This window comes from Carboxylicivirga sediminis (genome assembly GCF_018156225.1).
GTDB lineage: Bacteria > Bacteroidota > Bacteroidia > Bacteroidales > Marinilabiliaceae > Carboxylicivirga > Carboxylicivirga sediminis.
This window is the reverse complement of sequence record NZ_JAGTAR010000003.1, coordinates 15,406-28,828: the sequence shown is the minus strand read 5'-3', so window position 1 is coordinate 28,828 and position 13,423 is coordinate 15,406. Positions and strand designations below refer to the sequence as shown.

Annotated in this window: 10 protein-coding genes; 4 read left to right on the top strand and 6 right to left on the bottom strand. The window is 42.0% G+C overall.

Annotation, left to right across the window (positions count from 1 at the left end; all coding sequences use genetic code 11):
• Nucleotides 1-163: 163 nt before the first annotated feature.
• The 3 genes from KDU71_RS03070 (at nucleotide 164) to KDU71_RS03060 (ending at nucleotide 3,845) form a co-directional block, all read left to right on the top strand.
• Nucleotides 164-1,285, top strand: coding sequence for a sensor histidine kinase (locus KDU71_RS03070; RefSeq protein WP_212188433.1), 1,122 nt, complete (start codon nucleotides 164-166; stop codon nucleotides 1,283-1,285).
• Entirely contained in the window at nucleotides 1,282-2,007 is a 726-nt protein-coding gene (locus KDU71_RS03065) for a LytR/AlgR family response regulator transcription factor (protein ID WP_212188432.1), read from the top strand. The genes KDU71_RS03070 and KDU71_RS03065 overlap by 4 nt, the downstream gene beginning before the upstream one ends.
• 137 nt (nucleotides 2,008-2,144) lie before the next feature.
• Nucleotides 2,145-3,845 carry a formate--tetrahydrofolate ligase gene (locus tag KDU71_RS03060; RefSeq protein ID WP_212188431.1) on the top strand — a complete coding sequence of 567 codons (1,701 nt, stop codon included), beginning with the start codon at nucleotides 2,145-2,147 and terminating at the stop codon, nucleotides 3,843-3,845.
• 73 nt (nucleotides 3,846-3,918) lie between these two features.
• Here the strand turns inward: KDU71_RS03060 and KDU71_RS03055 are convergent, their stop codons facing one another.
• Nucleotides 3,919-5,580, bottom strand: coding sequence for a dipeptidase (locus tag KDU71_RS03055; protein WP_244828116.1), 1,662 nt, complete (start codon nucleotides 5,578-5,580; stop codon nucleotides 3,919-3,921).
• Between the two features lie 197 nt (nucleotides 5,581-5,777).
• Here KDU71_RS03055 and KDU71_RS03050 point away from each other — a divergent pair, with 197 nt between their 5' ends.
• Complete coding sequence (locus KDU71_RS03050; RefSeq protein ID WP_212188430.1) at nucleotides 5,778-7,997, top strand: PAS domain-containing sensor histidine kinase; 2,220 nt, start codon at nucleotides 5,778-5,780, stop codon at nucleotides 7,995-7,997.
• 52 nt (nucleotides 7,998-8,049) lie between these two features.
• Here KDU71_RS03050 and kdsA read toward each other — a convergent pair whose 3' ends face one another.
• From kdsA to KDU71_RS03025, 5 genes are all read right to left on the bottom strand, one after another.
• Nucleotides 8,050-8,871 (bottom strand): 3-deoxy-8-phosphooctulonate synthase, encoded by an 822-nt coding sequence (gene kdsA, locus KDU71_RS03045; protein WP_212188429.1) that lies wholly within the window; start codon nucleotides 8,869-8,871, stop codon nucleotides 8,050-8,052.
• Between the two features lie 305 nt (nucleotides 8,872-9,176).
• The gene (locus KDU71_RS03040) at nucleotides 9,177-10,457 is read right to left on the bottom strand and encodes a replication-associated recombination protein A (protein ID WP_212188428.1); all 1,281 of its coding nucleotides are present in this window, start codon (nucleotides 10,455-10,457) and stop codon (nucleotides 9,177-9,179) included.
• 419 nt (nucleotides 10,458-10,876) lie between these two features.
• Nucleotides 10,877-11,719, bottom strand: coding sequence for an MBL fold metallo-hydrolase (locus KDU71_RS03035; RefSeq protein ID WP_212188427.1), 843 nt, complete (start codon nucleotides 11,717-11,719; stop codon nucleotides 10,877-10,879).
• Between the two features lie 56 nt (nucleotides 11,720-11,775).
• On the bottom strand, nucleotides 11,776-12,342 hold the full coding sequence (locus KDU71_RS03030) for a hypothetical protein (RefSeq protein WP_212188426.1): 567 nt from the start codon (nucleotides 12,340-12,342) through the stop codon (nucleotides 11,776-11,778).
• Nucleotides 12,343-12,612: 270 nt separating this feature from the next.
• Nucleotides 12,613-13,176 carry a hypothetical protein gene (locus KDU71_RS03025; protein WP_212188425.1) on the bottom strand — a complete coding sequence of 188 codons (564 nt, stop codon included), beginning with the start codon at nucleotides 13,174-13,176 and terminating at the stop codon, nucleotides 12,613-12,615.
• Between the last annotated feature and the right edge of the window lie 247 nt (nucleotides 13,177-13,423).

The following is a 13,423-nucleotide window of genomic DNA, read 5'->3' as shown; positions in this document are numbered from 1 at the left end:
GAATGATTCGTTTCTGGTTTCGAAAACAATTCAATATTCCTTATGGCTTTATCAACATACATCGCAGACTTCCTAAGAATGGGTATTGAGTGTGTTGATTGACAAAAAGTGATTGTTCATTGAAAAGAAGATTCGATAAACGTAAAACCTGTATTTTTGCAGTATGATAAACTGGGGCAACTTCAAGCGAAAGGATGTATTGGTGCATGTTGGATGGTGGTTGGGCTATGGCTTGCTGCTTTCATACCTGCCACTCATCATTATGGATACCTATACGGCCATAATCTTTGTTTTTCGCACGCTGGTTGTCAGCATTGTAATTTTCTACGTCAATGCTTATTGGCTATTGCCGCGCTACATAGCGAAGGGTGCCTATATAAAGTACCTGGCTGGTATTGGTTTAACCTTGTTTGTGACTGCAGGGGTGTATCATCTGACTGGTTCACACATGGGAATCAAATCGATGCAGCAGCTGCGTGAAGATGAACAATGGGAACAATTAATCGATCAGGACAAGTTTTTAAGTGCCAATAAGGAATTAATTCTAAGAAAGGAGCGTCCACGGTTTCGAGAAAGACGACTGTTTGGATTCAATATGATGGGCGTACCATCATTTATTGCTATTCTGTTTATTAGTACGCTTTTTTGGATTTACAGCGATACACGCAAGCGCAAACAGCACGAACTGAGTTTGATTAACCAGAACCTGGTCAATGAAATGAAGTTTCTGAAATCGCAAATGAATCCACATTTCCTGTTTAATGCACTCAACAATATATATAGCCTCTCGATGCTGCATTCAGTTAAGACGCCTGAGTTGGTACTGAAGTTATCGGCCATGCTTCGATATGTCCTGTACGAATCGGAAGATGTAAAAGTGAAGCTTGGTAAAGAAGTGGATTACATTAAAAACTTCATCGAATTTCAGCGTGTTAAAATAGAAGGGATGCCTAATATTCATGTGGATATCGACCGGGCCGACCGTATGAAGATGATAGAGCCGATGTTGCTGATTCCTTTTGTTGAGAATAGTTTTAAGCACAGTAAAATTGAGGATACAGTTAATGGCTGGATCTCCATGACGCTGACAACCGATGATGATACTATCTGTTTTGAAGTATCCAATAGTGTTCCCAAAAAGAAGATAGCAGCTGATAAAAACAGTGGTATTGGTGTTGAAAATGTGAAGCGTCGACTTAAATACCTGTATCCCGACAAGCATTTAGTAGAGATAGAAGTGGATGAAAGGCGCTATAACCTTAAACTCAAAATAACAACAACATGAAGGTAAGATGTATTATTATAGACGATGAGTTTCCGGCACGTGAACTACTGCAAAGCTTTATTACAAAGTTTGCTCATCTGGAGTTGGTAGGTAGCTTTAAATCACCTTTAGAAGCCATGGCAGTGTTACAAAACGATGATATCGACCTGATGTTTCTGGATATCCAGATGCCTGATATAACAGGGATTGATTTTCTGAAGACACTCACTAAAAAACCGCTGGTGGTATTTACTACAGCCTATGAGGAATATGCGGTGGAAGGCTATAAGCTGGATGTGCTTGACTATTTGGTGAAACCCTTCTCATTTGAGCGTTTTATGCATACCATAAATAAGGTGGGCGATCGCCTCTCGTATAAACACGTGGTTAATGATTTCCAGGCCTTGTCGCCAAAGGAGGAAACCAAAAACTTTATGATGGTAAAGGCCGATCACAAAATTTATCGGGTCAAATTCAAGGATATTTTATACATCGAAGGCCTGAGAGAGTATGTGACCTTTTTCTGCACTAACGAAAAGATTGTGTCCCTTGAGTCGTTGCGTAACCTTGAGCAACAACTGGAGAAGCATGGATTTATGCGCGTTCACAAGTCATACATTGTCAATATTGAGCGCATTGTGGCTTTTTATGGTAATCAGCTAAAGCTGGATAATGTGCAAAAATACATTCCTATTGGTAAATCATTTAAAGAAGTAGTCAACAAGCGATTAGTCAATAGTTGAGTGAGTAAAATCAGTATTAAGCATTGACTTTTTAAGGCTTATTTATTTCACAATTTTTCTATTTTTGCGACTTCATTTTTTAATGACCAGCATGATGTTGCCGGTTCAGCAATTACAGATAAAAAACAACAGAATAAATGAGCAACCCGATTAACAATACCCGTGAGGTTAAAAGTGATTTAGAAATTGCACAGGCTGCCCAAATGCAGCACATATCAAAAATTGCTGCAAAGCTGAATATTTCAGAAGATGAACTGGAGCTTTATGGGAAGTATAAGGCTAAACTGCCACTGCATCTGATTGATGATAGTAAAGTAAACGCCAATAACCTGGTATTGGTAACAGCATTAACACCTACACCGGCGGGCGAAGGTAAAACCACCATTTCAATTGGCTTGACCGAAGGCTTGAATAAAATTGGGAAGCAGGCAACAGCTGTATTGCGCGAGCCTTCTCTAGGTCCTGTCTTTGGTATCAAAGGTGGTGCAGCTGGTGGCGGTCATGCACAGGTAGTACCTATGGAGGATATCAACCTGCATTTTACAGGCGATTTCAGTGCCATTGAGAAGGCTAACAACTTATTGGCAGCCCTCATCGATAATAACATCCAGAGCAAAGCAAGAAGCTTGAATATTGATCCGCGCACCGTTATCTGGAAGCGTGTGATTGATATGAATGACAGGACCTTACGCGATATTGTCATTGGCTTGGGGGGAACGCCAAATGGTATTCCACGACAGGATGGCTTTAATATCACAGCAGCCTCCGAAATTATGGCCATCCTGTGTATGTCTACTGATATTGCTGATTTGAAACGCCGCCTGGGTAATATTTTCATCGGTTTCACCTTTGACAAAAAACCAGTATATGCACGTGAACTGAATGCAGAAGGAGCCATGGCATTGCTTTTAAAAGATGCTATTAAGCCTAACCTGGTTCAAACGCTTGAGGGAAATCCAGCCATTATTCATGGAGGACCTTTTGCTAATATCGCACAGGGAACCAATACGATTATTGCCACTAAAATGGGATTGTCGTTGTCGGATTATGTGGTAACAGAAGCCGGGTTTGGTGCTGATTTAGGCGCCGAAAAATTCCTGAATATAAAATGTGTTGCTGGTGGTCTGAAGCCAAAGGCGATGGTTATTGTCGCTACTATTCGCGCGTTACGTCATCATGGTGGTGCTCCTGCCAATGAATTGAATACGCCTAGCTGCGATCGTGTTAGAAAAGGGTTTGAGAACTTGGCCAAGCACATCGAAAATGCCCAGAAGTTTGGCCTTAATCCGGTTGTGTCGATTAACAATTTTATTTCAGATACAGAGGAAGAGGTGGTGTTGCTACAATCACTATGTGCTGAATTAGGCGTTAAAGCAGTGCCAACCAAAGCCTGGGCAATGGGAGGCGATGGTGCCATGTCTTTGGCACAGGCTGTTGTTGAGGAAGTAGAAAGTAATAACAACAACTTTAAACAGCTTTATGACCACAACCTGGGAGTTAAAGAAAAGATAGAGACCATTGCTCGCGAAATTTACGGGGCAGACGGGGTAGACTTCTCTAAACAGGCATTGGCTGATATTAAAAAGATTGAGAGTCTTGAACTCGATAAGCTGCCAATCTGTATGGCAAAGACACAAAAGTCGTTTTCAGATAATGAGAAACTGATTGGACGTCCTAAAGGATTTACCGTGACGGTTCGTGAGTTTGAGATAGCTGCGGGGGCCGGTTTCATTATTCCAATCCTTGGTAAGATGATGCGTATGCCAGGTTTGCCAGCTGTACCGGCCTCAGAGGGAATGGATATTGATGAGAACGGCGTGATTACCGGATTATCATAAATACAATCAATTTACACCAATAAAAAAACCTCGCCGGGAGCGAGGTTTTTTTGTATATCTATAACTACTTGGATTATTTCTCAGCAGGTAGATCTCTTAATTTAAGATGGTCACCGGCATCTTTAACGATTGTTTTGTAATAGTCTTGCGAGTAACCAGGGAATTTAGCGTGAGCTGGGTTACCGTGCTCATTGCGCTTAAATACGCCATTTTCTTCTTCGTGCAGGTTACCATCATTGTATTTCACTAATAGGAATTCACCCAGTTTACGCCATCTTTCGGTTACCAGTTCAGCTTGGTTGATGGAGAAATCAGTTAAGAACTGACGAGCCAGTTCAGGATTCTGATCATACAAGGCTTTTGCCGACTGGTCAATGGCAGCTGTGAAAGACGTAAGGTTATCTTCCAGCTCCGTTTGTACCTTTTTGATGTCCTCAATCATGTGGCTGTATCGGCCATAAGCCTGGTTGCTCACAAATGTAAACACCCAGAAAGAAGCATCCCAAGTGAAGTTTAGCAGGTCACCGGTACCTTTTGCCAGACAGTTAGGCACAGCTGTCATACCGGCATACATAGGCATGTAAACAGTTGATGCAGCATCATCCACACCAAACCAAAGGATACCACCAATGTGGTCAGGCAACCAGTTACGCATTTGTGCTACAAAAGAGAAACCTGTCTGTTGAGTGGCAATGGCGCGCTCATTGAAATACTTCTCACCATCAACTTCCCATGTTAACGGACGGAAACGGTATGGCTTCGCATAAGGTCCTGCACCGGCATCTTTAGTCATGTCAAGTGCTGTTCCTTCGTAATGGTCACGCATAATGTTCATCACATCGCGGTGCGAAATCTTACGATCAGGCTTAATGTATAATGGCATTCTTTCAGTTGAATTACCTAAGGCATATTCCTCATATTTACCCATATCAGCAGGGTTCATAATGTTGAAAGCACTCCAAACACGGGCGTCGCAGAAGCGAACTGCACCAAAGTCAAGCGGCGCATAGGCATCAGCAAAGCTGAAGTCTTTGTTTTTACCATCAAAATAGCCTTTTTCACGGGCAAATGAGATAACATCTTCCGAATACAAGCAGTTCTCTTTGTCTTTTAATGGGAAAGTAGTAATACGTGCCTGGTTGGCGTGGGCCGATACATAACCATCAGGGATGCGTACAGCTACCCAAACAGCACCCTTGTTGTTTTCACCTTTACCAATCATTTCCATCACCCATACTTCATCTTTATCGGCAATAGAAAATGATTCGCCTGAGCTGTAATAGCCATGCTCGGCTACCAGATCAGTCATCACCTGGATGGCTTCACGCGCTGTTTTGGCACGCTGAAGTGTGATATAAATAAGGCTACCGTAATCAATTAAACCATTTTTATCCTGTAATTCTGAGCGACCACCAAAGGTTGTTTCGGCAATGGTAAGCTGGTGCTCATTCATGTTGCCAATCACGGTGTATGTTTGACTGGCCTGAGGAATCTCACCAAGGTATTTACCGGTATCCCATTCATTAACCTTAAGCATAGTGCCAGGTTCGTAGGTGGCAGCCGGCCAAAAATACAACTCACCATATAAATCATGAGAGTCAGCTGCGTAAGAAATCATAGTGGAACCGTCCACCGACGCATTTTTGGTCACCAATACATTGGTACAGGCATTAGCAGGTGTTATATGTAACAGCATGGCTGCAACACCCATTAATGCAATAAATCTTTTCATCATATCAATAAAATATTAAGTGAAAATGTTTGTTCTGACACAAATATATAAAATCCCGGATATTAGAAAGTGAGATTTGACAGGTTTAAGAGCACAGTTTAAATACTGTTTGGTACACGAACGTATTATTAACATATTTGCTTAATAGTTTGCGTTTTACTATCATTTTTACTTATTTGCATGGGTGAGATCTGGGGAAAATGCAAATAAGGGATGAACTCATTACGGCATTAGACTATTCGGAAAGTATTGTTGTGTTAACGGATAATCGGGGGATGATCCGTTATGTGAACAATAGTTTTGTAGAAAAGTACGGCTACTCGAGAGAGGAAGTAATTGGGAAAACTCCGCGCCTTTTTAAAAGTGATTATCACGATGCTATTTACTATCATAACCTCTGGTCAACCATAAAAAATGGTGAAACCTGGCGTGGACTCTTCAAGAATATTACCAAGTCGGGTGATTTTATATGGGAGAAAGCGGTTATTAGTCCGGTGAAGAATGACAATGGCCGGTTAACTGGTTTTATTGCCGTCAAAGAGGATATCACCCGTCAACGTGAGCTGCAGCTACAGCTCGACCGTGATAACAGTTTCCTGGATGAATTATTTGATAATTCGCCCGTCGGTATAGCTATTCTTCAGCCAATTTATGAGCACGACAAGGTTGTTGATTTCAGGGTTACAAGGGCTAATCCTTCAGCTGGGATAGTTGTGGGCAGACTTGGTTTGGTAGGGCTGAAAGTGAGTGATATATTGCCAGATTATAAAATGGACCAGGAGCGCCTGGCACAGGTATTATCCCGCAAGTCATCTTTTGAATCGCATCTGAAAGATATTGGCAAGCATGTGCGCTATCGGAGCTTTCCTTTTGGAAAGGATAACGTATGTCTGTTTTTTTATGATGTATCGCCCTACAGACAAACGATACAGGCCTTGGAGGCAAGTGAGGAGCGTTACTTTTCGTTGGTGGAAGATGCACCGGCTCTCATCAGTCGTTTTGACAAAGACGGCGTGCTTATTTATGCCAATGAAGAATATTGCAAAACCTTTGAGGTACAGCGTGAAGATTTGATTGGACGTAATATTTATGATTGGTATCCGGATGAAGAGAAGCAGCGTGCAAAACGTACCATTAAATCGCTAACGGCCGAAAATCCCATTAGTGTGGTAGAGCATCAGTTGGTACTGGAAGGTGGCAAAACCAAATGGATGCGCTGGCTGGACCGCGCCCTGGTAGATTCGGATGGTGAAATATTTGAATACCAATCGGTGGGTATGGACTTAACACCGTTGAAGAAATCAGAGCTGGAACTTATTCAGCATCGGAATAAATTGGATGCAGTAGTAAATAGTACGGTGGCTGGCATAGGCGTGGTGTCACCTGACGGACGCTTTGTACTGGTGAATGAGCGCTTTCAGAAGATGATGGGATACGATAGTAAGGAGGAGATTTACGCATGTGAACACCTGGAGTTTGTCCATCCCCGGTGGGCGGCTATAGCTGAGCAAAACTTTCAGCGACTGTTATCCGGTGAAGTCAATGATTATAACCTTGAGCTGGAAATATTAAGACGCGATAATACTACTTTTTGGGGTGATTTGCATGTGTCGCCTATTAAAGATGTAAACGGCGAAATTATAGAGATCATTGGTATTATCACCGATAGTACCAAAAAGAAGGAGACAGAGCTTCAGCTAAAAGAGCGGGAAGAAAAGCTGAAAGAGTTGAATGCCACAAAAGATAAACTGTTTTCGATAATTGCGCATGATATTAAGAATCCGTTCAATAGTATTCTTGGGTTCTCAGGGCTGTTGAAAAACAACTTGGATAATTACAGCAGAGAAGAGATTAAGTCCTATATCGAGCAGATAGCCTTGAGTAGCGAAAATGTCTATAAGCTATTGGATGATTTGTTGATATGGGCCAAAAGCCAGTTGGGGCAGATGACCGTTAATCCACAATTTTTCCGATTAAGAAATTTGGTTGATATGGCGTTCGAACAATATACCATACAGGCCGAAAACAAACAGATTGAGCTCATCAATCAGGTACAGCAAATGGAAGTGGCATATGCAGACCTTGATATGATGAAGTTTGTGGTGCGCAACCTGATTCATAATGCTATTAAGTTCACCAATCCCAAAGGTGAGGTGCGATGCGATGCTGTTATCGATGGTAAGTTTGTAATATTGTCGGTTAAGGATACTGGTATTGGCATACGTCCTGAAAAAATAAAAACACTGTTCAACATCAGTAGCTATATGACTACCTCCGGAACGTCAGAGGAAAAAGGAACCGGTTTGGGATTGCACCTGTCGCTGGATATGGTAGAAAAGAATGATGGGCGAATAGAGGTGGAAAGTGAAGTGGGAGTGGGCACCGAAATAAAAGTCTACCTGCCATTAACTGATCAATAAAAAAGCGCCGTAACCTTCGGTTCGACGCTTTTCAAATATTTTTTCTCCTGACTTAAAATGTATTGACCACTTTTCTGATTTCAACCAGACGAGTCATCAGGCCTTCCAGTAAATCGAGGTGCAGCATATTGGCACCATCTGATTTGGCATTACCCGGATCAAAATGTGTTTCGATAAACAGCCCATCGGCACCAACAGCAATACCTGCGCGTGCTACTGTTTCAATCAGCTCGGGTTTACCACCTGTCACACCACTTGATTGATTAGGTTGCTGCAGCGAGTGGGTGATGTCCAGCACTACCGGTACATCGAATTGCTTCATGGCAGGGATGCCACGGTAATCAACAATCATATCCTGGTAACCAAACATGGTGCCACGGTCGGTGAGTATCACCTGGTTGTTATGGCTGTCTCTCACTTTATTTACGGCAAACACCATTGATTCGGGGCTCAGAAACTGTCCTTTTTTAATGTTAACCACCTTACCAGTGTTAGCTGCGGCCACCAACAGGTCGGTCTGGCGACATAAGAAGGCTGGTATCTGCAATACATCTACATATTCGGCAGCCATGGCCGCCTCTTCGGCCGCATGTATGTCTGTAACCGTAGGCACATCAAATGTCTCGCTCACCTTGCGCAAAATCTTCAACGCTTTTTCATCGCCAATACCACTGAATGAATCGATGCGCGAACGATTGGCTTTACGGTATGAGCCCTTAAAGATGTATGGTATCTGCAGCTTGTTAGTGATTTCAACAATGCGCTCAGCTATGCGCAGGGCCATCTCTTCACCTTCAATGGCACAAGGTCCGGCCAGCAGGAAAAAGTTGCCACTATCGGTATGTTTAATCTTCGGTATCTTATTTATATCCATGGTCGTTAAATAGTCCAGAGCTTGAAAGTCCGGGGGTTGTTTTAATTGCAAGTACAAAAATAGGCAAAGCCACTGACATATTAAATTAAATTAGTCAGTAGTGAGTGGTCAGTAGTGAGTAATGAGTTTCTGTGGCTCGCATCTTTACTTACAAGGTGCTTCTAAAGCTGCGATCAGTATTCTGCAGCGGACTTTCGGGCTTCGGACCTTTCTACCACAAAGTAACAAAGTTTATGGTTGAGGTAAAAGAACTCCGCGTCTTTGCGTCTCAGCGTTTTAAATTTTGTTTATACTCAGCTACATTATTACTTATACCGGTCTTTCCATAAAAACTGCATGCGTTCATTAGCCTTGGCTTCCTGCGGGTTGTTTTGCGGATGATAAATCTGCTGTTTCTGGAGCTCATCGGGCAGGTAATCCTGCTCCACAAAATTATTGGGATAGGAGTGCGCATACAAATACTCTTTACCGTAGTTAAGCTCTTTCATGAGCTTGGTGGGCGCATTGCGCAGGTGCAGCGGCACCGGCAGGTTACCGGTTTGTTTAACGATCGACTGGGCATCTTTAATAGCCTGATAGGCCGAGTTACTTTTGGGACTGGTGGCCAGGTAAATGGTTACCTGCGACAGAATGATACGGGCCTCGGGCCAGCCTACCATCTTAATGGCTTCGAAACAGTTGGTAGCCAGAAGCAGCGCATTGGGATTGGCTAGTCCAATATCTTCGGAGGCAGAAATAATCAGTCGACGTGCAATAAATTTGGGATCTTCGCCACCTTCCACCATGCGGGCCAACCAATATACGGCTGCATTTGGGTCGCTGCCACGGATGGATTTGATAAAAGCCGATACAATGTCGTAATGCATCTCGCCATTTTTATCATACTGGGCCGGGTTTTGTTGCAGATGTGTAGTGACCAATTCATCGGTAATCTCAATCGTTTCGCTGCTTATCTCAGCATTGGTCACCAATTCGAGTATATTGAGCAGCTTGCGTGCATCGCCACCCGAATAGCGCAGTAAGGCGGTGTCTTCTTTAACCTTGATGTTCTTCTCCTTTAAAAGAATGTCTTCGCTGAGCACTTTATCCACCAGTTCGAGCAAATCCTCTTTTTCAAGGGCTTTGAGTACATATACCTGGCAACGCGACAAGAGCGGCGAAATAACTTCAAACGATGGGTTTTCGGTGGTGGCGCCAATCAGCGTTACCACACCTTCTTCTACAGCACCCAGCAAACTATCCTGCTGCGACTTGCTGAAGCGGTGTATCTCATCGATAAACAGGATGGGAGAGGGCGAACTGAAAAAACGGGCCTTACGCGCCTTTTCTATTGCTTCACGCACATCCTTCACCCCAGAATTGATGGCCGACAGCACAAAGAAGGGGCGCTCAAGTTGCTTGGAGATGATTTTGGCCAGGGTGGTTTTACCAACTCCCGGAGGCCCCCATAAAATGATGGACGAAATCACTTTGCGATCAAGCATCTTACGCAGCACAGCGCCTTTGCCAACCAGGTGCTTCTGACCAATGTATTGTTCCAGGTTTGTTGGCCGCATCCGCTCGGCCAGGGGAGGATATCCACTCATGCATCTTTGTTTTAAGAACCCAAAAATACAAATTTCAAAATTGCCTGCAGCAGCAGAATGAAATACTCCACGGTAATCGACTTTAGAATAATGATGTTTTTTTATACGCTTTACCGACATAAGTAACGTAGTTTGGGACCCATTGGCAAAAGCGGAGGAAAGAAAAATTTGCTCCCAAGCTGTAAATCTTTAAATTTTTCCAGAAGCGTTGCCTTAATGGGTAAACAAGTACTTTAGTCGGCGGCTTTTTTCTCACCTTTTTGAGCTGAAGTCAAAAAGGTGAAGCCTCAACGGCTTGAGTTGAAAAAAAACAGTTTTTTAATGCGATTGCAGTGAGTAATTCTCGACTTGTCAGTTTCTGATTTTTAAGGAAAACAATTGGTGGTTTTAGAAAATGGTTCAATAACACTTATGTAGTTTTAATGATCAAACACATCGCTATAACCCACCATAAAGGCTACATCTCCTTTTTGATAGACCTGTTTAGGAGTGCCAAAGAAACTGATGTTCTTTTTAGAGTCAAAAGAATCGTCGTCTGCCAGGTAGGCTGTTAAAGCCTCTTTTACTTTTGCCAGGTGTGCATAGTCGACCTCGGGAGTGCCATGTGAGCCAAATATACGATAGTCGGGATTGCTATGCTTATATATGGTATTGATGCTTTGCAGGTAGGCCTCACAGTTGTTAACCAGCAACAGGTCGTTGTAGATTAAGTCGCCGGTAAAGAGGTATCGCTGCTCATGGTCGATAAGCGCAATGGAGGCCTTTGAATGGCCGGGTGTGTGAAGCAGTTCTATATTACGATGACCTAAATCAATGGCTTCGCCAACAGGGTATAGCCTATCAATTTTTAGGCTCACTGTGTCATTACTTAATACTTCAGTTTTAGTAAGTACCAGAATACTATCGGCAGACAGGCGATTTGCAAGAAATGGAAGTGCCGCAAGGCCAACTTTACGAAAATCAGAAGCGCCGCCAATGTGGTCGAAATGAAAGTGGGACAGGAGCAAGGTAACCGGCACCGGACTGAGCGAATCGGCCACCTGTGCCATGCTCTGCTTGCCGTTTTCGCCTGTGCCGGCATCCAGCAATATGGCCTCTTTCTCACCGATGATTAAAAAGCTGGAGTTACGCTGCGAACTATGGGGCTCGGAAATAATATAAGTGCGCTTATCGAGCTGCTGGATTTGATACCAATCATCCTGATTTGTGCTACAGCTGATGGTGATAATGGCAATGATGGCGAAGGTTAGTACTTGTCTCATGGGGTTTGGTTGGGTATTGTTTATTAGGTGATTGGATTCGCGCGGCAGTGGGGGCTTTATCGCAGTTTTTTGGCTACTGCATTTTCTTTATTTTCATGTAACTGCCCTTCATATATAACATTGCCTTTTGAATCGACAAGTTCAATATTTAATCCCACAATCGTTGTTCTTAGCAATGAGTCAGGCAAGTATGTGACATTCCATGATTCTCTATATTTTTTTGTATTTCCGTTTAAGTTTTTGTGTTTAGTCCATACAATATTTATTGAATCTTGATTGTAGTGCTTAAAAACGACTGTATCAAATTTGCTAATACAGACATCATTCCAAGGATTCGTTATTACTCCATTTAAATCTTTTGAGAATTCTTGAATATTTAAAAGACTGTCATGGATAGATTTATAATCATAACTATACAAATCTGTATAATCCTTTGGAAATTCATTTTCAAATATTCGCTTGCTGATGATCAATTGAATCAAGTTTAGCTCGCAACTATCTAATTTACCTTCAACGTGGTATTCTTCGAGCATATTATTTATAGGCTTGACAATTGGTTCTAGTAATATACCACAACTTGTATTCACAATTACAAATAGAGAAACCCATATTATTTTTTTCATATCTCAGGTGTATTACGGTTTATGTTGTAGCCAATCTCACAATAATATTATTCACTGTTGTGAGGTTTCTTGTATCTACCAGAGTTATTATTAAACAGTAGCGAGGGTAAGGATATGCCCCATGGGTTTGGTTGAGTAGTGTTTGCCACGCGAACGGATTCGCGCGGCAGCTGGGGGTTTGGTTGGGTATTGTTTATTAGGTGATTGGATTCGCGGCAGTGGGGGCTTGCGGCAAGACTATGCTTTATTAGCCATTGTAGGTAGTTATTTCTAGTTTATGACATATAACCAATAAGTTAGACATTCACGTTTGTAACTGTAACTTATACCTTTGTAAAAACGCCAATTATATTCATTTTCAAGATTGTATAACCTATCGCTTACACTCATACTATCAAGCAAAACAAACTCAAAGTCTAAGAAATGGCAATCCAAATCAGTGTTTTTATATGAGAATGCTAAGTTCGGTATAATCACCTCACAATCTTTATTATACCAATTGTTAGGCCTATCAATGTCCATGTAGCCATAACACACTTTATTTTGCTCAATATCAATTTTATTGTTTTCAAATCTTTCAATAATTTTGGCAATTGTAATTGAATCTAACTTTGTCCCATAGCGCAATCCAGAACAACCAAAATTTGGTGTCAATTCAGGACTTACATAATCTAGGTCAAAAGAATTTCCTATTAGCTTATCTGGAAAATGGTTGACTAATGAATCTCCAAATTTAAGTGAGGCAAGCTTCTTGCATCTTGCTAATTCATTTTCAGAGACTTTGTCTTGACACGAAACCAGAATGATTGAGATTATTATAAAAAATGTTCTCATAAGTTCGATTAGACCCTGTTTAAGTTGATAATATATTTGAAGGCTGTATTACATTGCTAATTACCTACAACTCCTAAATAACAACACCAGGTGCTGTTATTTCGTATATCCATCACCATCCTAAAGATGTATAATATTTTCTATATAGAAAAATAGAGTGCCTTACAAGAGGGCTCGTTATGGCGTATTAATAGGGGGATATAAAACAGCCCCACATGTCTGCAGGGCTGTCACTAATCTCGGTTAA

Coding starts and splice junctions, on each gene's coding strand:
- KDU71_RS03070 (WP_212188433.1), top strand. CDS start 164: ATGATAAACTGGGGCAACTTCAAGCGAAAGGATGTATTGGTGCATGTT.
- KDU71_RS03065 (WP_212188432.1), top strand. CDS start 1,282: ATGAAGGTAAGATGTATTATTATAGACGATGAGTTTCCGGCACGTGAA.
- KDU71_RS03060 (WP_212188431.1), top strand. CDS start 2,145: ATGAGCAACCCGATTAACAATACCCGTGAGGTTAAAAGTGATTTAGAA.
- KDU71_RS03055 (WP_244828116.1), bottom strand. CDS start 5,580: ATGATGAAAAGATTTATTGCATTAATGGGTGTTGCAGCCATGCTGTTA.
- KDU71_RS03050 (WP_212188430.1), top strand. CDS start 5,778: ATGCAAATAAGGGATGAACTCATTACGGCATTAGACTATTCGGAAAGT.
- kdsA (WP_212188429.1), bottom strand. CDS start 8,871: ATGGATATAAATAAGATACCGAAGATTAAACATACCGATAGTGGCAAC.
- KDU71_RS03040 (WP_212188428.1), bottom strand. CDS start 10,457: ATGAGTGGATATCCTCCCCTGGCCGAGCGGATGCGGCCAACAAACCTG.
- KDU71_RS03035 (WP_212188427.1), bottom strand. CDS start 11,719: ATGAGACAAGTACTAACCTTCGCCATCATTGCCATTATCACCATCAGC.
- KDU71_RS03030 (WP_212188426.1), bottom strand. CDS start 12,342: ATGAAAAAAATAATATGGGTTTCTCTATTTGTAATTGTGAATACAAGT.
- KDU71_RS03025 (WP_212188425.1), bottom strand. CDS start 13,176: ATGAGAACATTTTTTATAATAATCTCAATCATTCTGGTTTCGTGTCAA.